This window comes from Streptomyces violaceorubidus (assembly GCF_000717995.1).
Classification (GTDB): domain Bacteria; phylum Actinomycetota; class Actinomycetes; order Streptomycetales; family Streptomycetaceae; genus Streptomyces; species Streptomyces violaceorubidus.
Genome location: NZ_JODM01000001.1, coordinates 90574 through 115068, shown reverse-complemented (window position 1 = coordinate 115068; position 24495 = coordinate 90574). Strand labels below are relative to the sequence as shown.

At 69.4% G+C, this 24495-nt stretch carries 23 protein-coding genes; 15 read left to right on the top strand and 8 right to left on the bottom strand.

The features are described from left to right. Positions 1–17 precede the first annotated feature (17 nt). From IE94_RS0100575 to IE94_RS0100565, 3 genes are read right to left on the bottom strand one after another with little or no spacing between them, the layout of a single operon-like run. Complete coding sequence (locus IE94_RS0100575) at positions 18–1325, bottom strand: TadA family conjugal transfer-associated ATPase (protein ID WP_030145339.1); 1308 nt, start codon at positions 1323–1325, stop codon at positions 18–20. Then, on the bottom strand, positions 1322–2203 hold the full coding sequence (locus IE94_RS0100570) for a hypothetical protein (protein ID WP_030145338.1): 882 nt from the start codon (positions 2201–2203) through the stop codon (positions 1322–1324). Before IE94_RS0100570 ends, IE94_RS0100575 begins: the two co-directional genes overlap by 4 nt. Before the next feature lie 18 nt (positions 2204–2221). Further along, positions 2222–2941, bottom strand: a complete 720-nt coding sequence (locus tag IE94_RS0100565; protein ID WP_030145337.1) for a hypothetical protein — start codon at positions 2939–2941, stop codon at positions 2222–2224. A gap of 516 nt (positions 2942–3457) precedes the next feature. Here IE94_RS0100565 and IE94_RS41510 point away from each other — a divergent pair. Both IE94_RS41510 and IE94_RS0100550 read left to right on the top strand, forming a co-directional pair. Next, the gene (locus tag IE94_RS41510; protein WP_280922656.1) at positions 3458–4360 is read left to right on the top strand and encodes a hypothetical protein; all 903 of its coding nucleotides are present in this window, start codon (positions 3458–3460) and stop codon (positions 4358–4360) included. A 37-nt stretch (positions 4361–4397) separates the two neighbouring features. Further along, complete coding sequence (locus IE94_RS0100550) at positions 4398–5162, top strand: hypothetical protein (protein ID WP_030145335.1); 765 nt, start codon at positions 4398–4400, stop codon at positions 5160–5162. A gap of 352 nt (positions 5163–5514) precedes the next feature. Here IE94_RS0100550 and IE94_RS0100545 read toward each other — a convergent pair whose 3' ends face one another. Together IE94_RS0100545 and IE94_RS0100540 are read right to left on the bottom strand one after the other, a co-directional pair. Then, positions 5515–6111 carry a hypothetical protein gene (locus IE94_RS0100545; protein ID WP_030145334.1) on the bottom strand — a complete coding sequence of 199 codons (597 nt, stop codon included), beginning with the start codon at positions 6109–6111 and terminating at the stop codon, positions 5515–5517. Beyond that, positions 6098–6733 carry a hypothetical protein gene (locus IE94_RS0100540; protein WP_078606366.1) on the bottom strand — a complete coding sequence of 212 codons (636 nt, stop codon included), beginning with the start codon at positions 6731–6733 and terminating at the stop codon, positions 6098–6100. The genes IE94_RS0100545 and IE94_RS0100540 overlap by 14 nt, the downstream gene beginning before the upstream one ends. Before the next feature lie 141 nt (positions 6734–6874). On the opposite strand from IE94_RS0100540, the gene IE94_RS35095 reads away from it, so the two are divergent. From IE94_RS35095 to IE94_RS0100485, 12 genes are all read left to right on the top strand, one after another. Next, on the top strand, positions 6875–7546 hold the full coding sequence (locus tag IE94_RS35095; protein WP_030145332.1) for a hypothetical protein: 672 nt from the start codon (positions 6875–6877) through the stop codon (positions 7544–7546). Then, positions 7537–8628, top strand: a complete 1092-nt coding sequence (locus IE94_RS0100530) for a hypothetical protein (RefSeq protein ID WP_209441017.1) — start codon at positions 7537–7539, stop codon at positions 8626–8628. Before IE94_RS35095 ends, IE94_RS0100530 begins: the two co-directional genes overlap by 10 nt. Continuing rightward, positions 8628–9305, top strand: coding sequence for a hypothetical protein (locus IE94_RS35090; protein ID WP_030145330.1), 678 nt, complete (start codon positions 8628–8630; stop codon positions 9303–9305). The genes IE94_RS0100530 and IE94_RS35090 overlap by 1 nt, the downstream gene beginning before the upstream one ends. 122 nt (positions 9306–9427) lie before the next feature. Then, entirely contained in the window at positions 9428–9727 is a 300-nt protein-coding gene (locus IE94_RS0100520; RefSeq protein WP_030145329.1) for a WXG100 family type VII secretion target, read from the top strand. 4 nt (positions 9728–9731) lie between these two features. Further along, complete coding sequence (locus tag IE94_RS0100515) at positions 9732–11087, top strand: coiled-coil domain-containing protein (RefSeq protein WP_245235141.1); 1356 nt, start codon at positions 9732–9734, stop codon at positions 11085–11087. A 9-nt stretch (positions 11088–11096) separates the two neighbouring features. Continuing rightward, entirely contained in the window at positions 11097–11510 is a 414-nt protein-coding gene (locus IE94_RS0100510) for a hypothetical protein (RefSeq protein WP_030145327.1), read from the top strand. Further along, entirely contained in the window at positions 11497–12129 is a 633-nt protein-coding gene (locus IE94_RS0100505; RefSeq protein WP_245235140.1) for a hypothetical protein, read from the top strand. The genes IE94_RS0100510 and IE94_RS0100505 overlap by 14 nt, the downstream gene beginning before the upstream one ends. 45 nt (positions 12130–12174) lie before the next feature. After that, positions 12175–12813, top strand: coding sequence for a hypothetical protein (locus IE94_RS0100500; RefSeq protein WP_030145325.1), 639 nt, complete (start codon positions 12175–12177; stop codon positions 12811–12813). 207 nt (positions 12814–13020) lie between these two features. Then, the gene (locus tag IE94_RS0100495) at positions 13021–13326 is read left to right on the top strand and encodes a hypothetical protein (RefSeq protein WP_030145324.1); all 306 of its coding nucleotides are present in this window, start codon (positions 13021–13023) and stop codon (positions 13324–13326) included. Positions 13327–13328: 2 nt separating this feature from the next. Then, complete coding sequence (locus IE94_RS0100490) at positions 13329–14549, top strand: membrane protein (protein ID WP_030145323.1); 1221 nt, start codon at positions 13329–13331, stop codon at positions 14547–14549. A gap of 52 nt (positions 14550–14601) precedes the next feature. Continuing rightward, a complete protein-coding gene (locus IE94_RS37580; protein WP_078606365.1) occupies positions 14602–15516 on the top strand; it encodes a hypothetical protein in 915 nt (304 codons plus the stop codon). Between the two features lie 53 nt (positions 15517–15569). Beyond that, positions 15570–16286, top strand: a complete 717-nt coding sequence (locus tag IE94_RS0100485) for a hypothetical protein (RefSeq protein ID WP_063829696.1) — start codon at positions 15570–15572, stop codon at positions 16284–16286. Positions 16287–16372: 86 nt separating this feature from the next. Here the strand turns inward: IE94_RS0100485 and IE94_RS0100480 are convergent, their stop codons facing one another. Next, complete coding sequence (locus tag IE94_RS0100480) at positions 16373–16675, bottom strand: WXG100 family type VII secretion target (RefSeq protein ID WP_030145321.1); 303 nt, start codon at positions 16673–16675, stop codon at positions 16373–16375. Positions 16676–16962: 287 nt separating this feature from the next. Here IE94_RS0100480 and IE94_RS0100475 point away from each other — a divergent pair, with 287 nt between their 5' ends. Further along, positions 16963–21534: an FtsK/SpoIIIE domain-containing protein gene (locus IE94_RS0100475; protein WP_030145320.1), complete on the top strand. Its 4572-nt coding sequence runs from the start codon at positions 16963–16965 to the stop codon at positions 21532–21534. Between the two features lie 97 nt (positions 21535–21631). Here the strand turns inward: IE94_RS0100475 and IE94_RS0100470 are convergent, their stop codons facing one another. Both IE94_RS0100470 and IE94_RS0100465 read right to left on the bottom strand, forming a co-directional pair. After that, the gene (locus tag IE94_RS0100470) at positions 21632–23494 is read right to left on the bottom strand and encodes a serine/threonine-protein kinase (RefSeq protein WP_030145319.1); all 1863 of its coding nucleotides are present in this window, start codon (positions 23492–23494) and stop codon (positions 21632–21634) included. A gap of 106 nt (positions 23495–23600) precedes the next feature. Beyond that, positions 23601–24449, bottom strand: coding sequence for a menaquinone biosynthetic enzyme MqnA/MqnD family protein (locus tag IE94_RS0100465; protein ID WP_030145318.1), 849 nt, complete (start codon positions 24447–24449; stop codon positions 23601–23603). Positions 24450–24495 lie beyond the last annotated feature (46 nt).

The window sequence follows — 24495 nt, the reverse complement described above, 5'->3', positions numbered from 1 at the left end:
CATCCGCATTCTCCCGGTCACCCCCACGTTCCGTTGGGCCGGTAGCCGTAGGCGATGAGATCCTCCAGGCAGGCGATGGGGGCGTGCGGGACGACCTGGCCGTCGGGTGTCTCGGCGAACACCTCGCTGGACAGCACGCGGCCGTCGACGCCGTTGACCTCGCGGACCGAGGTGACCGTGCGCTGGAGGCGCCCACCGCTCTGGAAGTCGTTGCGCCGCTGGACGAAGACGACGAAGTTGACGGCGCCGGCCACCAGCATCTGGCTGGCCTCGATGGGCAGCCGCTCGGTCGCCTGGAGGGCGTAGGTGGAGATGCGGTTGAAGACCTCGTGCGAGCTGTTGGCGTGGATCGTGGACAGCGAGCCGTCGTTGCCCTGCGACATCGCGTTGAGCATGGTGACGATCTCGTCGCCGAGCACCTCACCGACGATGACCCGGGAGGGGTTCATCCGCAGGGAGCGGCGGACCAGCTCCGCCATGCTGATGGCGCCCTGGCCCTCGGAGTTGGGCAGCCGCTCCTCGAACGCCACGACGTTGGGGTGGAGTTCGGGGAAGGTGTCCAGGCCCAGCTCCAGCGCGCGTTCCACCGTGATCAGCCGCTCGTGCGGCGGGATCTCGTTGGCGAGGGCGCGCAGCAGCGTCGTCTTGCCGGCGTTGGTGGCGCCCGCGATCATGATGTTCTTGCGAGCCCGGACCGCGCAGGCCAGGAAGTGGCCCAGCTCGGGGGTGAGGGTGCCGTTGCCGACCAGGTCGGAGATGAAGACCTTGCCCAGGCGGGCACGTCGGATGGAGAGCGCCGGGCGCCGGGCCACGTCCATGACGGCCGACAGACGCGAACCGTCGGGCAGCCTGAGGTCCAGCTGCGGGTTGGCGGAGTCGAAGGGGCGGGAGGACAGGCCCGAGTAGGCGCCGAGGATCTGGATCAGCTCGATGAGCTCCTCGTCGGTCTCGGCAACCGGCTCGCCGCGCGTCTCGCGCCCGTCGGAGTAGCCGACGAAGACGTGGTCGCAGCCGTTGATGTCGATGTTCTCGACCTCGGGGTCGTCGAGCAGCGGCTGCAACCGCCCGACGCCGAAGAGCGCGGCGTGCACGGCGGCCGCGTACGCCTCCTCCGTCTCCGCGTCCAGCGGCGTACGCCCGGCGTTGATCTCGGCGCGGGCGTACTCCTCGAGTATCTGCGCGATGACGGCGCGCGCGTAGTGCCGTTCGTCCTCGGTGGACATCGGTGTGACGCCCGCGGCCTGGTCCTGGCGGCGCTGCTCGGCGATGCGGTCGCCGGCGTCCTGCCGGAACCGCTTGACCAGGGAGTGGTCGACAGCGGTCATCGGCCGGCCCCCGCGTGGCCGGACATGCCGGTGCCGGCGGGACCGGTGGGACCTGCGGCGCCGGGGCCGGTGGGCATGGACCAGGCGGCCCCGAACTGCTGGTACAGGTCCGAGGTGACCTTGCGGGCCGAGCGGATGAGCAGCGACTTCTCCAGCCGCCCGCGCCTGCGCCCGGCCAACTGGTCGGCACCGGCCGGGTCGTCGGCGATCGTGCCGACCACGCGGGCGCCGGTCTGGGCGTGCACCAGCATGTCGTTGACCTGCCCGGAGAGCTTGGCGGCGCTGTTGGGGTCGGCGACCAGGACGACGCCGATCAGCGGCATCCCGAGGCTCGCGGCCCCGCGCGGTCCGCCGTGCAGCTTGTTGGACAGGGCGGCGGCGCGGTCCCGTACCCGGGCGATGGCCTCGGGCTCGGTACGGGAGAGCAGCAGCACCAGGGCGGCGTGCGGGAAGAGCTCGGTGGCCGGGGAGTCCCCGCTGACGCGTCCGCAGTCGGCGATGACGTCGGCGGGCGCGTTCGGGGAGTCGGCGAGGGAGGCGAAGGCCCGGCCGAGGGTGGGCCACAGGCCGGCCAGCCCGGCGGCCTGCTCGGAGATGCCGAGTCCGACGAGGACTTCGAGGCCGCCGCTGAGCGGCTGTACGTGGTCCCAGAGCTGGTCGGGCACCAGGCCCCGGCGCGCGGTGGCGGCTATCGAGAGCATGCCGGTGTTCGGGTTCAGCGGACCGCCGTGCGCGGCTGCCGACCGGTACACCAGGTCGCCGCCCGCCGGGTCGGTCTCGGCGAGCAGGACACGGCGCGGCCAGACCGCCGCGAGGGCGACGGCCGCGGTGGTGACGCCGGGGGAACCCTTGTCGGCGGCGAGGGCGATGAGGGCCATGGCTTCTTCGGTCGCCTTCTAGTTGCCGGGGATGAGGACGACGGCGACCTCGCCGGCGGACGCGGCCTGCGTCAGTGCCGCGGCGTCGTCGGCGTCGACGGTCAGCGTGACGGGCAGGTTGGTGCCGGAGAAGCTGTCGCCGGAGGACGCGGTGGCGTCCTCCACCACCGCCCGCTCGACCAGCAGCGAGTTGGCGGCACCGGCCGAGCCGGAGGCGCCGTCCTGGTCGCCGCCGCCGGCCGCCTTGTTGCCGACGCGGTAGACGGCGACGTTGTCGCCCGAGTCCAGGCCCTTCGGGTACTGGCCCTCCTTGAGGGAGACGCCGACCGTGACCTTGCCCTCCTCCACGGCGGACTTGTCGGCGAACATCTCGCCGACGACGACCGTGCCCTTGTAGAGGGTGGACTTGGCCTGGAGCTTCATCAGGCCCGCGCGCTGGGACCAGGCGACGAAGTGGGCACCGGAGTCGTCGTTCACCATGACGGACTTGATGTTGTCTTCGGTGATGGACTCACCGGCCTTGACGTCGGCCGTCAGCTGGATGGCCTCCACCCGGTCCCCGGCCCGCAGCACCAGCATCGTCGCGCCCAGCGCACCCACCAGGATCAGCAGCACCGCCAGAGCGGCCAGCGCCGGTTTGCGCTCGCGAGGAGGGCTGGGAAGCCGGTCACCGACCGACGGCTGAGCCGGAGCCGCGGAACGTCCCGCGCCCGCCCCCGTACGCTCCTGGATCTTCACGCAACCGCTCCCCGTACAACCAAGAAAATTGTCTGCCACGAACCCACTTGGACGCGGAGCCCCCAAGTACGCAGAATCCTCTGCAATTTCGGACACTTCACCCGTGCCCGCCCGACCGTTGACGTCCCGGGGCAACCCCTGACGCACCCGCCCGACCTGGGCGAATAACCAGCAGTAAGGCGAGTGTCAAGCCATCGCACCGTATCAGCCGCACATAAGCCCCTCAAGGCATGCCCGCCCCCTGCCCGACCGCCCGGTCCACCGTTACTCATCTGCAACTTCGCGCCAGAACAAGCCCGTTGTGCGCCGACCGCCAAGCAGCCGCTCCCACTGTGCTCGCGCGAATCCACCCCGCCCGGAACCGGACACCGTCCGCGTGCTGTTCGTCACGGAGCGCCCATCGGTCCTGCACGATTCACTCACGAGGGCCCCGACGGCCCGTGCCATGATCTTCGCTCGGATCGGTGACGGGGCGACCACGGAGAGCTTGGGGGCTACGGGATGGACCTACTTCCGGTGAGCGGGACGGTGTTGCGGTCCGACACCCGGGTACGGGAGGCCGCGCGGGACATCGGCATCCGGTACGGCGTCGACTACACCGACGACGCGGCCGTGACCGCGCTGCTGGCGGAGCGCCGCAAGGCCCTGGAGGCGGAGCAACGCCGACCGGCGGCCTGGCTTGGCCTGCTGGCGCTGATGGCGGGCCTGTTCCTGCCGTTCGGACTCCCGCTGTCCCCGGCACTCGACGCCCACCTGTTCGCCCTGCTGGGTGCCGCGGCCGGCCTGACCGTCGTCGGCACGGCCCTGCTCGTGCACGCCCGGACCCAATGGAAGCGGGCCCTGCACGGCGGCCCCCTCGCCGGCTACCGCGAGATCCTCGGCATCGCCCGCGCCCACGGCATCCCGCTGGCCCACATACCGCCGTGGCTGGAGGGCCGGACGACGAGCGGAGGCGGCAAGGGCGCGGCACCGATCCCGACGTACCCGCCGGTGGAACCGGCACCGGAGGCCCCCGCGGAGCCCACACCGACCCTCTCGCCCTCGCCCTCGACCACGGCCACGCCCTCCGTACCGGTACCGGTACCGGTACCGCCCAAGCCCTGGGCCGTCTCGTACTACGAGCAGACGGCGGACGCGGGCGGTTGGCACGACGAGACGGGCTGCCTCCTGCTCCTCGCCGGCGCGGGCGGCGTGACCTGGGCCGCCACCGTCGGCACCGGCGTCGGATACGCGGCCCTCCTCCTCGTTCCCCTGGCCGCCTGGGTCTGGCTGGCGGGCCGTCGTCAGGGCCGCGAGAAGGAGGAACTGCGCGAGGAGGCCCTGAAGTACGTGAAGGAACTGGAGGCCGCGCAGGCAGCGGGCGCACGCGTACCGGAGCTCTCCCCGCAGCTGCGCGCACTGCTCGACGGCCACCAGTGACCCCCCACTCCCCCACCTACGGAGCAATGGAGCACCCGTGAACCGCCCCACGTCCACAGCCCTCGCCGCCCTGTCCCTGCTGTCCGTCACCGCGCTCACCGCGTGCGGAGGGAGCTCGGACACAGCCCCGGCGGCCGACAAGCCGGAGGCGAGCACGTCGGCCTCCGCGGCCAAGACCCCCTCCCCCGCCGAGCACTTGGCCGCGACGATCGTCACAAAGGCCGACACCGACGGCTTCAACGTGGCCGAGCCGGACGCCGAGTACGCCTTCGCCAAGTCGGCGGACGAGGTGACGACCGACAAGCCCGTCTGCGCACCCCTGGCCCGCGCCATGAACCAACTGCCCCTCGGCGCCCCCGAGGCCGACCTGACCCGCCTGGCCTCGGGACCGACGGACGCGCCGACGAAGCTGACGAAGGGCGTCACCTTCACGTACGTCACCCTGGCCTCCTACGCCCCGGGGAAGGCGCGGTCCGCCTTCGCCGACGCGCGGAAGGCCGTGGACGCGTGCGGGGACGGCTTCACCGCCAAGGCGAACGGCAACGAGAGCCCGTACGACTCCGTCACGGCGGAGCAGGTCACCCCGGCCGGTGACGAGTCGCTCGGCTTCACGTCCACGATGGCCTCCCGCGGCGTCCGGCACGTCCTGCACGGCGAGATCGTCCGCGGCGGCGACGTACTCGCCGTCTACTTCTCGGTCGACGGCATGGCCATCGCCAACGCCAGACCGAGCGACGCGAGGCTGTCGCCGACGGTGGTGAAGGCGCAGAACGGGAAGCTGGCGGCGGGTTCGGGGTCATGAGTGACCTCCCCTCCGGCCGCGCGTCACGGCCGGCGTCACGGGGCGCGGGGTCTCCGTCGCCCTGACGGCACCGCCGCCGGTGTCCCGGCTCGCACTGTCCGAGTGGGCCCGGGCTGCGGACTCGGCTTCCGTCTCCCGGTCGCGGGCGCGGCCCTGGACCACGTCGTCGCGGCACGCCTGCATCCGTCGCCCGCCGCAGGCCGTACGAAGGCTGCCACCGCGCTCACCTTCGCCGTACGGGCGCGGCCGTCTTCCTCTACTGCCTGTGCGTATCCCGGCTGGCGGCCTGGGTACTGACAGAGTTGGCGGTCGCGGGGGCGGTTGGCAGCTCAGGTCATACCCCAACTCACCGCTAGCGGCGGGCGGCGCGGCTCTTTCCCCTACCCCTCGTGCGCAGCTTCCGCAGCCGTTGACGTCCGTGTGCACGGCGCGCTTCGAGAACGGCACGACGCCGACGGTGGGTAAGCCATCCCACGACGGCCACGCAACCGGCGTACACGAGGAGCGCGGGGCCGGTACCGGGGACGTACGAGCAATCCGGCTCGTACGTCCGGCAGTTCTTGCCCTGCAGCCCGCTGATCAGGAAGAGGACCGGCGCGACGGGAGCTGCGGCGCACACGCCCCGGGCAAGTCGGCGCAGAACCGCCCCGGACGCCTTCCCGGAGCCGTTCGCGGTGGGCATCTCAAGCCGCCCCGACACGGCGCCGCCCCACCCGAGGAGCGTGACCAGCCCGAGGACGCCCCCGACGCCCCAGGATCCTCCGGGCAGGTCGTACAGCAAGGGCGCACTCTCGCGGGCGGCCCACCTCGCCCCTCCGAACAAGCCGACGACCACCACCGCCCCGACCACGAGGAACAGCACGAGTCCGACGCCGTCCCGCACCCGCACCCGCAAGCGCCGGTCGCGATCCGCCACCACCTCGTCCACGGGCCGCTCACGCCCCGTCATACGACCGATCCCACCTGCTCTGCCGCACGCCGCCCCACGTGCCCATCACGACGGCCGCTCCGAAGAGCGTGGCGAGGAACACGCCGTCGGAGCTGGTGTGCCCGTCGTCCGGGCTCGCAACGCCTTCGGGGTCGTACCGCACGCGTAGCTCGTCACCCTTCGACGTCGTGTCCTGGCAACCGTCGCTCTCCGAGAGCGAGGGTGAGATGTCCCGTCCGTCGACGGTGCGCAGGTCGCAGTGGTTGGTGCTGCTGTAGTCCGCGCTGACGACCACGGCGTCGGCCCACACACCCCGGTCCGCCAAGGCGGTCGCGTCCCCGGCACCCGAGCCGAAAACCCCCAGGGCCACTCCGGCAATCACCGGCACGATCAACTGCCACGCCATCTTCCGCTTCTTGCGCGGCACACGGCGCAGGAAAAGTACCGGGACCAGGGACGAGGCCAGCGGAAGGATCAGAATCGCGAACAGGCCCCCCACCCCGCGCACCACGGTCGGAAGCGGCACGACAGGCCCCAGCCAGGACAACCCCAGCGAACCCCCGGCACACAGCAGACTGAGCACCAGCCACCGCACCAGGTCGGATCCGATCCTGGTCCCGTCCCCGGACATGACGTCCGCCACGTGCCTCCCCGCCCCTCACTAGCCCCTCGTATGTCCAGGGCACCGTAGCGATTCCTGACGCAGTTCACTCTGGCGAAACCAGGAAGCACGCAGATACCGTCAGTAGCCTTGACCGCACTTCTGTCTCACGGGGAGTCCACTGTGAAGCGCCGCTCTTTGCCCGTTGCTGCCGCGCTCGTCGCCTCAGCAGCCTTGCTACTGACGGCTTGCGGGGGCGGGGACGACCAGTCCAGCGACAACGACAAGATCGCGGGGGCGGACCAGGGGGCTGCGACCCCGAGTGGGACAGCGGAGTCTTCGGCGGCACCGGCGGAGGACAAGCCGGACGGCGTGGACCTGTCCCTCCCGAAGGACATGAACCTCGTCTTCGACTGGGATAGGCCGAAGGACAAGAACGAGGCGGCCGCGATGGACGACGCCGCGAACTACCTGCGCGCCATCTACCGGGGCGTCGACAAGCGCACGACCAAGGACGCCGCCCTGGCCGCGTACGCCACGGGGGACGGAATCCACTACGCCGAGACGCAGATCAACGAGTGGATCAAGGGCGGCTGGACCGGCACCGGCACCCGGCGTCACTACGACGCCACGACACGATCTGCTCCGAACGGCAACTCGGTTGAGGTCGCATTCTGCGCGGACACCGGGAAGTTCTACGGAAAAGAAGTCAAGACGGGGAAGGTGCTGAAGTCCGAGCCCAGCCTGAAGGACTTCGACTACTACAAGATCATCATGACCAAGTACCCCACTGGTGAAAGCCTGTGGCAGGCGTCCAAGGTCTTCGTCGAGACGGAGGCCAAGAAGTGCCAGTGAGCAGACCACGGCGAAGCTTCTTCGGCAGCAGCGCCGCTGCCCTGGCCGTCGCGACCGGCCTGATCTACCTCCTTGCCCCGAACGCCACCGCAGAACCGGTGGACACCGGCAAGGGCGGCAGTGCGCAGCAAGAGGGCGGCACCGACGAAACCGGCATCCACTCCGCCGTGCGCATCACCTACTCCGGTGCCGTCGCCCCGAACGGCGGCACGGGAAACGTGACGTCCGCCGACGTCAACTGGACTCCCCCACCCTGCTGGTACGCCCCCTATCTCGGCGCCAAGGACTTCAAGAAGAAGATGTCCGCCGAGATCAAGGAAGCCGCGAGCGCCCCCGGCATGACGGGGACCCCGGCTGCGGCGATCGGCCAGACGAAGGCGCACTACGAGGACGAGTACGGCTGGACGGACGCCCCCGGTTACAAGGACTACAACGTCGCCAAGGACGGCGAGGGGATGTTCTGGGCCGGCGTCGAGAATCCCAACGAGCCGGACTATCTGAAGCGCAACTCCTGTACCGACCTCCCCTTCTGGGTGGACAACGGCGAGGCCCCGCCGCCCCAGTACGAGGAGGCCATCACCCCGGAGATACTCGCCGCCCTCGCCTACCAGCACATGGAGCTTCCCGGCACCGAGGTCACCCTCGCCCCCGCCCAGACCACGAAGGTGAACCTGCCGACCTGGGCCTGGCTCGACAAGGCCGACTTCCACGAGGTCCAGGCCACCGCGGCCATCAATGTCCCCGGATTCGCCCTCACGGCCACGACCACCGCGAAGCCAGTGTCGCTCAGGCTGGAGCCGGGCACCCCTGACGCCGAGACGTACCCGGCGTCCGGCGAGTGCACGATCAACGACGACGGCTCCATCGGCGAGCCCTACGCCAAGGGCAAGGCCGACCGGACGCCGCCCTGCGGCATCAAGTACCTCCGCTCTTCGGGAGACGGCACCTTCGACCTCCAGGCCACCATCACCTGGGAAATCGCCTGGACCGGATCCGGCGGCACGGGCGGCGACCTGCCCGACGGCACCTTCGAGAACGCCCAGGCGGTCACGGTCCAGGAGATCCAGGCGGTCAACCGCTGATGAGATCAACGGGGCTCGCGAAGGTCGCGAAGACGCGACTCGCGCTTGAGGCGGACTGTGCCGCCTGGTGTCGGATCAGCAAGATTCCAGAACCGCCGTCGGAGATACGCAAGGCTGCGGGCGGCGCGCCCGTACGCCCTGCGTTCATCCGGCCGCTCGGCATGCTGGGGGTCGCGTTGGTAGCCGTCCTCTGGCCCGTCGGGGCGCTCTTCGCGTTGCTCGCTTCGTTGGAGGACATGGCGGAGTGGCTCCTGAGTTCCAAGGTGCGCTCCAGGGCCCGCGCTCGGGCCCTGGACGAGGAGGAGCGGAAGAAGGCAATCACGGCCCACGCCCTGGACCAGTTCTTCGACGGGGACTGGACGGCGACGGCTGGACAGTTCTTGCTGCGCTGGTACGGGCACTCGTCGCACCCCAAGCGCCTGCTCGTGCTGACACCGGACCGCGTCGTGCTGGCTGCTCCTCCCAAGCGGGTGTCCGTCCGGCAGGCCGAGCGGATGGTGGTCGTCGCCGAGCTTCCCGCGTCGGAAGCCCGAGTGGAGGATCCGCTTCTCGGCGTGCATCGGAGTGACAGGCTCCGCATCGTGTTCGCCGACGGATCGTGGCTGACCGTCATCACCGACGAAGAACGCAGCGAGATCCACAAGCACCTCATGCGGCGGCTCCACACCGTGTCCTGAACCGTCGGGGAAGTGCGCGCTGGCGAAACCGCCAACCCCACCACTAACGTCATTCGTCTTGGCCGAACATTTGCCTCACGGCGCACGGCACAGTCAGATCGGACACGGGGGAAGGACACTGCATGGGCGAGCCGGACCTGACGGTCGACTACGAATTTCTCGCGGATTGCGAACGTAAGCTCGGCCAGCTCAAGAAGACCTTCGAGGACATCGAGAGCCGCCGGGACGACATGAAGGAGCACTGGGGGTCCGGTGCTGTCGCCGGAGCCATGGAGGACTTCGTCGACAACTGGGACGATTACCGCACCAGACTCATCGAGTCCATCGAATCGGTCGGCACGCTCGTGGCCGGCAGCAAGAAGGCGTTTGAGGACCTCGACAAGCAGTTGGCCGAGGCAAGCAAGAAGAAGCAGAAGAAGTGACGTCATGACACCGACATCCAAGCGCCGTCCGGTGGACTGGCAGCCGCTGTGCGAGGCCGATCCCGTTCCCGGGGAGCCAGAGGAGATCCGTGCCGAGGTCAAGCACATGATCTCGGTAGCCAAGAAGCTCCGTGACCAGGCCAAGAACCTGAAGGCGATCAGCGACGAGGAGACCCTCAAGGGCAAGTACGTCAAGGCCCTGCGCGACGAGTCCTCCACGCTGGAGAAGCACATGCGGGAGGTAGCCAGCCGATACGAGCGTGTGCACGGTCACCTCGCCAAGTGGTCGACCGAGCTGGAGGACTTCCAGGGCGACGCCGACAAGATCCTGCGCCAGGCCAAGGCCAAGCAGGAGGAGGTCGAGGCCGACAAGGCCAAGGAGTCCGACTCAGAGGACAAGGACGTTCCGCAGACGTCGCCCAGTGGCACCAGTCCCATCGACGACCCCCTGCAGTCGTACCGCACTCGGCTGCACACCGTTACCGGCGACCGGGACGCCCGGGCCAACCACTACGCGGGCAAGATCCGCGACGAGATCGACGACGTGATCGAGGACTCGTGGTGGGACGACGTCAAGGGGTGGGTCCATGACCATGCGGACGGGATCAAGGCGTTCATCGATGTTCTCGGCTGGGTCGCAACGTTTGCGGGCTTTCTGGCGCTCGCCATTCCCGGCTTGAACCTGCTCGTCCTAGGCATCGCGGCGCTCACGATCGGACTGAGACTCCTGCTGGTGGCATCCGGCGACGCCACCTGGACGGATGCCATCTTCGACGTCGTGGGTGGACTCCTCGTCGTGGGTGGCCTCGGGGCCGCCGCGAAGCTCGCCAGCGGTGCCAAGGCCACCGTGGGCGCCGCTCAGGCCGCCCGGACCGCCGGCCTGAGCCGAGGACTTAGGGGCGTCAAGGGCGTCATGGACGACATGGGGCGGTTGATGACCAAGATGCCGGAAGGAGCGGGGCGCCAAATCGTCCGTGTGGCGCGTAACGACATACGCAAGTCCATCTCTCAAAACGTCGGCCTAGTAGCTAAGGGGCCTCTGCGGGTCAGCCCGTTGTCGACCCTTCTGCACCTGGGCGACAAGGAAATGGCAGGCATGGCAAAGATGCTGGCGGCGAACAAGGCCGCCTTCCCGGCGGCCGCCGGGGCTGCCGCGGACAAGGCGTACAAGTCCTACCAGGTAGGTCTCGGCATCGCGTGGACCGGCATGGGAATGGACGTCACGGACAAGGTGCTGGGCAAGAGCGACCTGACGAGTTGGACACACGAAAAGCTCGGGACCGGCGAAAAGCCGTACAACCAGGGCTATTCCGACTGGAAAGACAACACTCTGAAGCCCGCCCCCGATACCCACTGGTGAGGAACGATCATGGACCTGTCCTCGGCGCAGCGCATCGCCGAAGCCGAAGCAGCTCGCACGGGACTCGGTACCGGCCCCAACCGGCAGCTCAGGCTGACGCTGTTCATCGGAATGCCCTTGGTGTTTCCGGTGATCGGAATCATGATCTTCGTGCCGAAGTTTCTGAGGGACGACGTTCTGTACGTCTATGAAGCCGGGATCATCGGCTGCCTTCTCCACTATGTCTGGGTCTTTAAGAATTACCCTCGACATGCGGGGCGTCCACCTTACCTCACCCGAGACCTCGCCATGGGCAGCGGCTTCTTTCTGCCTTCTTTGATGCTCGGCTTCTGGCCGGGCATCATCGCCGCCCCAGCGTGGGCTCTCTTCGTCGGCGTCGCCTACGCAGTGGAAGGGATGCGGGAGCACCATGGCCACCGCTGAGCACCCTCGGACCCCGAACGGCTTCAATCTGGTGCCGCCACCCGGCTGGGACGTGATCCCGCTGCACACCGGGACCCAGGAAGCGATGGACCGCATCATCCGTAAGGCCGTGGCGCAGTTGCCCGTCGACTTTCCCAAGGATGACATTCCCAAGGCCCGGTTGAAGCTCAATCAGGAAATGAAGAAGGTCATCCGCCGGGCCAGCGCCAAGGGAGGAATGACGCTCTACCTCCCGACCGAACGCCTCCACGGCTTCGCATTGCCTGTCTCGATCGTGGCGTCCGAGCCGATCGAAATTCCACGGGTCAGGTCCGACAGCGGCCCGGAAGCGGTCCTGGCCGCGCTCGCCTCCGTGACTCCTGGTGCCGTGACGCGGACGCTCGACGACACCGCAGCCCTGCGATCGGAGCGAGAGGTACCCGCCGACGTGGCCCAAGGCGTCGACGTCGCTCACCGCCGGGTCGAGTACTTCGTTCCGGTCCCGGACAGCGCTCCCGACCGGTACCTCACCTTCGCTTTCAGCGCACTGATCGCGCCCGACACGGATCCCGCCTTTTACGACACGCTCGTGGAACTTTTCGATGCCGTGATGGGCACTTTCCGCTGGAGCTACGCATGACGGCATCCCCACCCCATCGACCGCGCCCGACGAAAGAGACCGCTCATGTCTGAAGGCACCCTGTGGAGCGCCGACCTCGGTGCACTTCATATCGATACGGATGCGAATAAGGGCCTCTGGGGCTATCTCTGGCTCCAGACGGACAAGAAGACCTTCAAGGAATGGCTGGATGCAACTCTGACCGATCTGGCCGCCGCGCACGGCGTCGAACTCACCCGGAAACTTCGCCGGTTCCACAAGAGCTTCTACGAACAAACGATCGTCACGCTCCGGGACAAGCTGGAGGCCGACGAGGCGTTCATCTACCACCCCGTTCCGCTGACCTACATGCCCCTGGTCATGCACGCCACCCGCCTACGCTGCGAGGCTCGTGACGCGGCCTCCTGCGAGGGGTTCACCGCGCTCACGGTGCCGAACCCGGCCATCCCCGAGTGGCAACAGCGAACCGGCAGCATTCCGTTCGCTTCTCCGCACCTGGGCGAGGACGGGGTCCGGGTCATCCGCTCCTACCCCGCAGACAGCAGCATCATGATGACCTCGGTGTCGTACCACTGGCACACGCCGCCCGGCCTCCCTGATGTCGTCCTCCGCGGACATCACGACGATCCGGAAGTGATCGCCGCGGCCATGGTGCCCCTGGACAATTTCGCGCGTACGCTGCAGCTTCCTGGGGCGGCTCACTGATCGACGCCGCCGGGGGCAGCGAGCGGGTGCACGCTGTACAAGAACCTCCTCGGGTAGAGGCCGGGGAAAGCCGTCCGAGCAGGGAGTCCGACCTGGGCCTGCGGTGCGGCACGGTGACACTTGACCAGTTCGCGGTGGCGAGATCGGGCCACTGATCGATACCGTCAGTGAGCTTGACCCCAACGCCCGGAGGGACCCGAACGCCGCATGAGCGACCTGACACTCGACGACACCATCTTCCAGCACCTGAAGGAGACGTTCTCCACCATCAGCGACCGCATGGAAGCCACGCGCCGGACGTTGCGCGGCGCCGACGCCTCGGCTGTCGGTGAACCGAAACTCATCGACGACGTCCAGGACTTCGCGGACGAGTGGGGCTACGGGATCAAGCAGCTGGGCAAGCACACGCAGGGCGCCGTGAAGATGATCAACCACATCGGTGACACGTTCAGCGACCTCGACCTGGAGCTGGCCGAGTCCCTCAAAGCCGCCAAGGCCAAGAAGGGGAAGTAGACGTGGCCGGTACGCGTCCAGCGTTCCCGAACATAGGCTGGGATCCCACCCCCGGAGACGTCGAGGACACCCGCGACCTCGCCAAGAAGCTCGGCGGTCTGGCCAGTGACCTGGGCACCGCGGTGAGAGAACTCGAGCGCATCGAATGCGGCGCCTGGAAGGGCAAGACCGCGATCGCGTTCACCGAGTACATCGGCCAGGACGTCACCCCGCTCATCCGCAAGAGCTTCGATTCCTTCGACAAGGCCTCACGCGCGTTGCACCGCTGGTCCAACGAGCTGAAGGAGTTCCAGGACGAGGCGAACCGGCTCGAGAAGTCGGCCGGCGACAAACTCGATGCGAGGGCCGACGCCGAGGCCAAGGCCGACGGCAAGGGCAGCAAGGAGCTCGGCGAGGCGTCCAGTGCGGTCGACGGCGTCATCCAGAAGGTCCACGACCTGGAGGAACGCTTCAGGGAAGCGGCTCGCAACATCGGCAAGGAGCTGGACAAGGCCGCCGACATCGCCCCCAACGAGCCCGGTTTCTGGGACAAGCTCGGCAAGGGCATCGCCGACGCCTGGGACGCCACCGGCGACTGGCTCAAGGAGCACGCCGACCTGATCAAGGCGATCGGTGACGTGCTCAGCGACATCACGGCGGTTCTGGGCATGCTGGCCATCGTGACCCTGCCCTTCCCGCCTCTCTCGGCGATCTTCGGCACGGCGGCGCTCATCGGCGCCGGGCTGTCACTGGCGACTCACGGAGTGGCCAAGGCCGCCGGCGCCGACGTGGGCTGGGCACAAATCGGTCTTGACGCCGTGGGACTGCTGCCGGGTATCGGTATGCTCGGCAAGGGCGCGAAGGTCGTCGGCCTCGGCAAGGCGACCGCTACCGCGAGCAGGCTCGGTAAGGGATTCCAAGCCACCGAGATCGGCACGGCACGCGTCCTGCTCTCCTTCGGCAAGGAATCCGCCGCTATCACAGGAGGCCTGGGCAAGGCCGGTCTGGTGAAGATCGGCGGTTTCTCGGACGAGGTCTACGAGGTCGCTCACTCGACCAGCGGCCTGATGTCGCGCATGGGCGGTCTCTCCTACGCCGGCTACCACCCGGGCCAATTGATCGGGACCAAGGGCGCCAACTTGATACCAGGTGTGAATCTGAACCCGTTCAGTGCCGCCGGGATGGCACTGGATGCCGGCCTTAAGGTCGCTCCGAAGATCTATGGGCATGTGACCGGCGACTGACTCCAGAGGAGCGCGCCACCAACATGCCCGCCGTAAAGGGAGAACAACCCCTATGACTCTCTGGCTGCCCCCACGAGGTGAGACACTCCTCGCTCGCGCCCCCGTCACGTTCGCCACCGGTGCGGCGATGCGTGTCAGGGGAAAGCGTTGGTTCCGCGACACAGAACGCAACGACATCCAGCGGCAATTGGTCGGCTGGCCGGAAGGACCGGTCTACACGGCACGGTCGGCACCGAAAGCGACCGCGCTGAACACGCTCAAGGGCACGGCCATCGCCGCGGTCACCCTGGCGTGGGGAGCGCTGTCCTCCCAAGGAGGCAGCGTCGGCGGGCCGTCCGGAAAGACGGGTGCGGACTTCTCTCACGACCGTGCGGACGAGGTCGAAGACTTCCCGGTCATCTGGGCTGCTCCGGGCACCACTGCTCGCACCTTGCCGTGGCAGTTGGATCCGGCCCGGTCATCTCCTGACCACTACCGCACGCATGCGGTCGTCACGGACCGTCGATTGGTGATCGTCGGCTTTCCGTACGTCAAGGGACGTGACACTCTTATCGACGACGAATTCCTGTGGGACATCTCGCGGTCCGAGATCAGAAGTGTTGAGTTGCGCGACTTCAAAACCGGAAACGACGTAAAAATAACTTTCACGGACGGATCCTGGACCAGAGTCAGCAGCGTAAAACGAGAGAGACTCACTCGCTACCTCTCCGAGCCGCTTGATTTTATCTCTTTGGACTCTCTGACACCTGCTCAGCAGGAGACCGCGGAGCGATTCAGGTCAGCGCAGGCACCAGACGCCCAAGAGCCACTCGTCAAGCAGAACGCATGCGGTTGCTTTCGTATCGAAGTACTGGCTCCCAGCACAGTCCACGCATTTTTCGGGCACTCCAACCTAACCACGGTTATGGATGCCGATGGTAAACAACTCGCCCTGACGGAATATCATCCCGACGACTTCCTCACCTGACGAGGGAGCACACTTCGTGCCCCGCACTGGACGAGAACGGCACAGCTTTTCCTATGACGTCTGACATAGCCATACCACTCGCCGCACCAGGCATGGACTTTCTTCCGCCCTTCTGGTTCATCGCCCCGGAGGGATTTTTCGCGCTCCCACTGGACGCCACCCCTGAGGAACGCGTGGAGAGCGCGTCGACGCTGGTGCGAAACCTCTACTCTCGCGGCGACGAACGCATCTGGGAATCCGCTGCCCCTTATTACGCGGCCATAGGGGAGCTGATGGCATCCACCGGCCTCTCCTACGCCGCGATGGGGCTCTTCTCCACCGCCGAGGACGACGCGGCCTCGGATGCGGACGAAGGCAAGCGGTACGACCCCGCCGAGGGTGTCGCCCACTGCGCGTTCACCGTGGGAATCATCCCGACCGACCAGTCCGAGGCGGACGCCGATGTGGTCGCCCAGGGCATACTCGCGAGTCTGTCAGGCGACCCGTACAACGACGCCATCTGGGTCGATCTCCCCTGCGGCCCGGCGGTCTCCTGCATCACCCTGCGTGAGTACCCTCTCAACCCAGGAGTCACGACCGGCTCCGAGAACGAGAAGACGAAGCTCCTCACCGGCCAGATCCAGGTGCACGTCCCTTTTCCCACAGGTCCGTACACCGCGGTGTTCACTCTCAACACGCCCTCCATGGACCACTGGAGCGAGATCTACCGGCTGATGTCGACCATTCTTCAGACGCTCTCGTTCCACGACCCCCTCGGTGACCAGGACTGAGGCTGCACGCCGGGCAGCGGTGCGGCCCTCGGAACGGGTTCCGAGGGCCGCACCGAGTGGGAACGCCCACGCCTACCGGCAAGGAGTCACTTGCTCCGCGCCTGCTTCGCCAGTTCCTCGTCGATCTGCTCGAACTTGTCGGCGGCCGTCGTGAGGTAGTCGCCCATGCCGTCGAGGCCGTCGAGGGTGTCCTTGGCGCCGCGAGTGAACTCGTCGAAGTTGTCGTCGAAGGCCTTGGAGGAGGACTTCGTGACGTAGCCCGACTCGACCAGGTTCGCGATGTACTTGCGGAGGCCGTCGAGCTTCTCCTGGAGCTTTTCCTTCTCCTTCACGACATGCTTGGCGGCATCCCGCATGTCCTGATATGTGATGTCAAGGTCTTTGGCCATGAAGCCGCTTCCTCTCACAACGCCGCAGGGCCAACCCCCGTGGCTCCTCGTTTGCGGATCGAACCGGCGCACCGGTCAGACCCGGTCGGATGTAACGACCGGTGTGATCGTCCGCTCTTGAGGCAGCAGCTTACGGGTGAGGCCACCGGTGTCACATCCCTGCGTTGCCAACGGGAACGACCGGTCACCGCCCTGTTGCCGGACCGCGACACCCAGCGGATATCGTCGCCTGGACTGTGAACCGTGGTGTGGAAGCGGCCGCAGGGGCTCGCCTGGGGAGGACAAGCGTGCGACTGACTCTGACCGTCGTCGATCCGTACGGCGGGGGCTCCGCCGACGTCGTGCTCGACGCGGATCCCGAGTCCACCGTCGGGGACATCGCCGAGGAGTTGGCCAAGCAGGTCGGGGTCGCGGGCGCGCAGGTCATTCCGATCGGGCACCAGGGGCAGGCGGGGGCCGGCGGTGCGCCGCTCGTCTACGTGGACGGGTACGCCGTCGATCCGTCCGCCACGGTCATCGGGTCGCCGTTGCGCGAGGGCGCGGTCGTCAGTCTGCAGGACCCCTCCGGATGTCTGCCCGGCGAGCCCACCGGGCTCGTGGAGTTGCGGGTCGTCGGCGGGCCGGGGGCCGGGTTCGTGCACCGGCTCGGGGTGGGGAAGTACGACATCGGGAGCGGTCCGGCCGCCTACGTCCGCATCGAGGACGCCGAGGTCGACGCCCGTGCCCTCACCCTGGCCGTCGCCACGGACGGGACCTGCAAGGTCACCATGCATGCCGACGAGGACGCGGTCACCCTCGACGGGGAGTCCGTCAAGGACCGGGAGGGAGACGACTGGCCGCTCGGGGGGCAGATAGCGGTCGGCAACTCGCTGGTGGAGCTGGCCCGTTACGCACCGCCCAACGCCGCGCTCAAGTGGTCCGAGGACGGGGTGGGCCTGGACTACAACCGGCCGCCCCGGCTGCGTCCGGCCGAGCGGCAGACCAACTTCCGGCTGCCCTCGCCGCCCCGCGAGTACGAGGCCCGGCCGCTGCCCTGGCTGATGGCGTTGACGCCGCTCGTCGGTGCCGTGGTCGCCGTGGCGGTGTTCGGGCGCTGGTACTACCTGATCATGGCGGGGCTCAGCCCGATCCTGCTGTTCGCCAACTACTTCAACGACAAGAAGCACGGGCGCAAGTCCCATGCCAAGCAGGTCAAGGAGTACGAGGAGCAGAAGGCGCGGATCGAGAAGGACGCGCAGGACGCGCTGGTCGCCGAGCGGGACGACCGGCGGCAGGCCATTCCCGACCCGGCGGTCGTCCTGTCCATCGGGACCGGGCCGCGGACCCGGCTGTGGGAGCGGCGGCGGACCGACCGTGATCACCTGCTGCTGCGGGTGGGGACCGGGCGGCTGCCGTCCGAGGTCGTGCTCGACGACCCGGAGCAGGACGACCACCGCCGCCAGGTCACCTGGAAGATCGAGGACGCGCCCGTCGCGCTGTCGCTGCGCGGCCTCGGGGTCGTCGGCATCGCGGGGCCCGGGGACTCGGCGCGCTCGCTGGGGCGGTGGGCCGTCGCGCAGACCGCCGCGCTGCACAGCCCGATGGACGTGCAGTTCTACGTGCTGAGCGAGAACTCGGCGCGCAGCGAGTGGGACTGGGTGAGGTGGCTGCCGCACGCCCGGCCCTCCGGTGGCCAGGACGTCAACGTCCTCATCGGCACCGATGCCGAGACCGTCGGGGCCCGCATCGGCGAGCTGACGCAGATCCTCGACGCCCGCAAGAAGGCCGCCGAGCAGAAGGGCAGCGGCGCGCAGGGGACCAGCTTCGCCGATCCGGACATCGTGGTGGTGTGGGACGGCTCGCGGCGATTGCGGTCGCTGCCCGGCGTCGTACGGCTGCTGCGCGAGGGGCCGGCCGTGTCGATGTTCGCCGTCTGTCTCGACGCCGAGGAGCGGTTCCTGCCGGGCGAGTGCCAGGCGTTCGTCGTCGCCGAGCCCAAGGCCGAGGAGAACGGGCGGACGGACGAGCAGCCTCAGCCCGCGCGGCAGGTCGCCGGAGGGTTCCCGTCCTTCCAGGCGTGGCACACCGACTCCCCCGCCGAGCCCGAGCAGCGGGCCCGTACCGAGAAACTGCGGCTGCGGGTCGAGGAGGCCGGGGTCGAGCGGATCACGGATGTACGGCCCGACTTCGTCACGCCCGCCTGGTGTCTGCGGCTGGCGCGGTCGCTGTCCGCGCTGCGCGACATCAGCGGCGAGACCGAGGACTCGGCGCTGCCCGGCGCCAGCCGGCTGCTCGACGTGCTCCAGCTGGAGCCGCCGACGGCCGACGCGATCGGGGCGCGGTGGCGGATGGGCGGCCAGTCGACGATGGCCGTCATCGGCGAGTCGTACGACGGGCCGTTCGGCATCGACATGCGCAAGGACGGGCCGCACGGACTCATCGCCGGTACGACCGGTTCCGGCAAGTCGGAGCTGCTGCAGACCATCGTGGCGGCCCTCGCCGTCGCGAACACGCCGGAGAACATGACCTTCGTGCTGGTCGACTACAAGGGCGGCTCCGCGTTCAAGGACTGCGTGAAGCTGCCGCACACCGTCGGCATGGTGACCGACCTCGACGCGCACCTGGTCGAGCGGGCGCTGGAGTCGCTGGGGGCCGAGCTGAAGCGGCGCGAGCACATCCTCGCCGCCGCCGACGCCAAGGACATCGAGGACTACCAGGACCTGGTCAGGCGCGATCCCTCGCATGCTCCGGTGCCCCGGCTGCTCATCGTCATCGACGAGTTCGCCTCCATGGTCCGGGACCTTCCCGACTTCGTGACCGGGCTCGTCAACATCGCCCAGCGAGGGCGTTCGCTCGGCATCCACCTGCTGCTCGCCACGCAGCGGCCCAGCGGTGTGGTCTCCCCCGAGATCCGCGCCAACACCAACCTCCGGATCGCGCTGCGCGTGACCGACGGCGGCGAGTCCTCGGACGTCATCGACTCGCCCGAGGCCGGGCACATCTCCAAGAACACCCCGGGCCGCGCCTATGTGCGCCTCGGTCACTCCTCCCTGGTCCCCTTCCAGTCGGGGCGCGTCGGCGGCCGTCGGCCCGGCGCCGCCGACCCGGCCGCGCTCGCACCCTGGGTCGGCCCGCTGGGCTGGGAGGACCTGGGCCGGGCGGCGCTGACCAAGCCGAAGACCGAGTCCCGCGAGGACGACGAGATCACCGACCTCAAGGTACTGGTCGACGCGGTGCGCGAGGCCAACCGGACGATGGGCATCCCCGCCCAGCACAGCCCCTGGCTGCCGGCGCTCGACGAGAAGCTGCTGCTGGACGAGATCGAGGTCCCGGCGCTCGCCGGCGCCGCCCCGGGCAAGCTGCCGCCGGCCCCGTACGGCATCGAGGACCTGCCCTCGGACCAGGCCCGCCGTCCGGTCGTCGTCGACTTCGCGAGCTTCGGGCACCTGATGATCGGCGGTGCTCCGCGCAGCGGCCGTTCCCAGGTGCTGCGGACCATCGCGGGGTCGCTGGCCCGCACCCACTCCACCGCCGACGTCCACCTCTACGGCATCGACTGCGGCAACGGCGCCCTCAACGCGCTGACCCGGCTGCCGCACTGCGGCGCGGTGGTGGGCCGCAACCAGACCGAGCGGGTGGTACGGCTCGTCAACCGCCTCAAGGGCGAACTGTCGCGCCGTCAGGACCTGTTGGCCGATGCCGGGTTCGCGGACATCGGCGAGCAGCGGGCCTCGGTGCAGGAGGGTGAGCGGCTGCCGCACATCGTCGTGCTCCTCGACCGCTGGGAGGGCTGGGTGCCCACCCTCGGCGAGGTCGACCACGGCTCGCTGACCGACGAGTTGCAGACGATGATGCGCGAGGGTGCCAGCGTCGGCATCCACCTGGTCCTCACCGGCGACCGCACCCTGCTGGTGGGCCGGATCGCGACCCTCACCGAGGACAAGTACGGCCTGCGGCTGGCCGACCGCAGCGACTTCGCCTCGCTCGGCATCCCGTCCCGCAAGGTGCCCGAGGAGATCCCGCCGGGCCGCGCCTTCCGCAACGAGGCCGGTACGGAGACGCAGTTCGCGCTGCTCTGCGAGGACACCACCGGCCAGGGCCAGGCCGCCGCGATCTCCGCGATCGGCGAGGCCGCCACCGCGCGCGACGCCGATGTCCCGCGGTCCCGGCGTCCGTTCCGCGTGGACAGCCTGCCCAGCCGGATCTCCTTCCCCGAGGCCTGGGAGATGCGCGACCCGGAGGCGTCCCGCTCCAAGCTGTGGGCGCTGGTCGGCATCGGCGGCGACGAGATCGTCGGCTTCGGTCCCGACCTCGCCGACGGCGTGCCGTCCTTCGTCATCGCGGGACCGGCCAAGTCGGGCCGCTCCACGGTGCTGATGAACGTCGCCCAGTCCCTCCTCGCCCAGGGCACCCGCCTGGTCGTGGCGGCGCCCCGCCAGTCGCCGGTGCGCCAACTGGACGGCGTGGAGGGCGTACTGAAGGTCTTCACCGGGGACGACATCGACGAGGACGAGTTCGAGGAGCTGATCGACGGGGCGAGCCCGGAGGAGCCCATCGCCGTCCTGGTCGACGACGGCGAGATCCTGGAGGACTGCGACGCCGAGAGCCAGATGAAGAAGATCGTCTCCCGGGGTGCCGAACGCGGCCTCGCCCTCGTCATCGCCGGTGACGAGGAGGACGTGTGCAGCGGCTTCTCGGGCTGGCAGGTCGACGCCAAGAAGGCCCGCCGCGGCATCCTGCTCTCCCCGCAGGAGTCCTCCAGCGGCGACCTCATCGGCCTGCGCGTCTCGCGCCAGATGGTCGGCGGCCAGGTCACGCCGGGCAAGGGCATGCTGCACCTCGGCGACGGAGAGCTGCGCACGGTGGTGGTGCCGGGCTGAGCCGGTGGGGGCGGCGCCCTTGCCGTGGGCCTCGCCGCCCGCCCCCTTCGGCCCCGCCGCCCCCTTCGGCCCCGCCGCCCCTTTCGGACCCGGCCCGCTACCCGATCCTCGACAACCGCGCCTCCGGTCGCCCCGACTCCTCGCTCCTCGACGCGTAGTCGAGGTCGTCGCCGACCGGGGTGAAGGTGACGGTGGTGGGGGCGGGGTTGCAGCCGTCGTGGTTGCCCTCGGCGCCGACGGACCCGGCGACGATCTGCTTCTCCGTCACCTCTTTGAGGGTGATCACGTCGACGCAGACGCCGCCCAGCGCGTCGGTCTGGTGGAGCCTGCCCAGCTCCTGGCCCACCTTCGCCTGCCTGATGGTGATCCGGAAGGTGCCCAGGGGCAGCTTGCCGTCCAGGGCGGCGGCCTGTCCCTCCCAGGTGCCGAGGTAGCGGCCGGGCAGGGTGCCCGCGGTGGCGGCGGGCGGCTCGTGGGAGCCGTCGGCGCCGCCCGCGTGGTTCGCGTCGTTGCCCGAGCCCGGCAGCAGGTCCAGGACGAACACCGACCCCACCGTCACCGCCGCCAGCGCTCCCGCCACCGCCAGCGCCACGGTGCAGCTGATCCGCCGCCCCCGCCCCTGGGCACCCCGCGTCGAGGTCGCCGCTACGGAGAGGGCGAGCCTGCCGGGCGGGTGCCCCGCGCCCGGCCCCGAGAGCCCCTGCCCGGCCCCGGCACCGGCAGCGTCACCGGCATCAGCACCCACACCCACACCCACACCCGCACCGCCACCCGGCCCGGGCTCCCGCCGGCCGGGGACGGACGAGGAGGAGAACGGGGACGAGGACGGGGACGGAGACGAGGACGACGACGAGGCCGGAAACGGCGACGAGGCCGGAAACGGCGACGCCCCCGCCGTAGGCGTCGGCATCACCGGCGGGGGACCGAAGACACCGGCGGCCGTGGGTGCCGCCCCGCCCTCCCCCGGCCCCTGCGAAGCACCGGCCCCGCCCGCCGTGAGCGACGGCCGGCTGAACCCCACGGGGCCCGACGCCTCCCCCGCGGACGCCCCCGGCCCGGTCTCCGCCGCCTCCAGGTTGAGCAGCTGTACGGCGCTCCGGCTGACCCGCTCCACCAGGGCCCCCGGCAGCCAGCCGCCGGTCACCAGGCGGGCCGCGCCCTCCGGGGCCAGTCGCCTGGCCACCTCCCCGGGGGCGGGGCGGGCGGTCGGGTCCTTGGCGAGGCAGGAGGCGACCAGCTCGCGCAGCTCACCGTCCAGGCCGTCGAGGCGCGGCTCCTCGTGGACGACCTTGTAGAGCAGCGCGGCCGAGGAGTCGCCGGGGAAGGGCGGCAGTCCGGTCGTCGCGTACGCCAGTACCGCGCCCAGCGAGAAGACGTCCGCCGCCCCGGTCACGCCCTTGCCGAGGATCTGCTCCGGCGCCATGTAGCCGGGCGAGCCGATCGACACGCCCGTCGAGGTCAGGGAGGCGGTGCCCTCCGTGGCGCGGGCGATGCCGAAGTCGATCAGGAGGGGGCCGTCGAGGGTGAGCAGGACGTTGGACGGCTTCACGTCACGGTGGACGAGGCCCAGCTCGTGCACCGCGGCCAGTGCCTCGCCGAGGCCCGCGCCGAGCGCCCGAACGGAGTGGGCGGGCAGCGGGCCGCCGTCCGCCACGGCCGCCGTCAGGGACGGACCGGCCGCGTACGCCGTGGCGACCCACGGCACGCGCGCCTCGGGGTCCGCGTCCAGTACGGGCGCGGTCCAGGCGCCGCCGACCCGCCGCGCGGCGGCCACCTCGCGCCGGAACCGGGCCCGGAACTCCTCGTCCAGGGCGAAGTGCGGGTGCACGATCTTCACCGCGACCGTGCGGCCGCCGCTGCTGCGTCCCAGGTAGACCCGGCCCATGCCGCCGGAGCCCAGTCGGCCGAGCAGCCGGTAGGGCCCCACCGCGGTGGGCTCGTCGACTTCGAGCGGCCGCATGGCGTCCACCCCTCCCCCGTACGCCGGTACCTGGCAGCAGGGTAGTGGGACACCCGCGGCGGGCCCCAGGGAGAAACCTCAGCGAGAAAGGGGCCCCGGCTGCGGATCAGGGCCGCAGCAGCTCCACCTTCACGTCCGCCGGGAAGCCGGTAGTCGGTCCGACCCGGCGGGCGAACTCGGTGACCGCCTCCAGCTGCGGGGTGCCGAAGCGGAAGTCGAGGGTGGTGAAGTACTTCGCGAGGGTCTCCTCGTCGAAGTTCTCCCAGCGGGCGGCCTGCTCCGCTACCTTCTCCACCTCCTCCAGGGAGAGGTTGCGGGAGGCGAGGAAGGCCTCGTGCACCTTGCGGGTGATGACCGGCTCGCGCTCGGCGTACTCGCGCCGGGCCGCCCAGATCGCGAAGACGAACGGCAGGCCCGTCCACTCCTTCCACAGGGTGCCCAGGTCGTGCACGTCGAGGCCGTAGCGCGGGCCGTCGAGCATGTTGGCGCGCAGGGCGGCGTCCCCGATGAGGACGGCCGCGTCGGCCTCCTGCATCATCAGGCTCAGGTCCGGCGGGCAGGTGTAGTAGTCCGGCTGGACGCCGAAGCGTTCCACGAGGAGCAGCTGGGCGAGGCGTACGGAGGTGCGCGAGGTCGACCCGAGGGCGACCCGGGCGCCGTCCAGGCGGTCCAGCGGGAGCTGGGAGACGAGCACGCACGACATCACCGGGCCGTCGCAGCCGACCGCGATGTCGGGGAAGGCGACGAGATCGTCGGCGTTCTTCAGGAATTCGACCAGGGTGACGGGACCGATGTCGAGATCGCCGCGCACCAGCTGCTCGCTGAGCTTCTCCGGGGTGTCCTTCGTCAGCTCGAAGTCGAGGAGCGTCCCTGTTCTCGCGAGTCCCCAGTACAGGGGCAGGCAGTTCAGGAACTGGATGTGGCCGACGCGCGGCCGGGTGCGAGAATTGTCCACATCGCGAGGCTAGCCCTCCCCGAGGATCCGCCCGTCGTCACCCCCC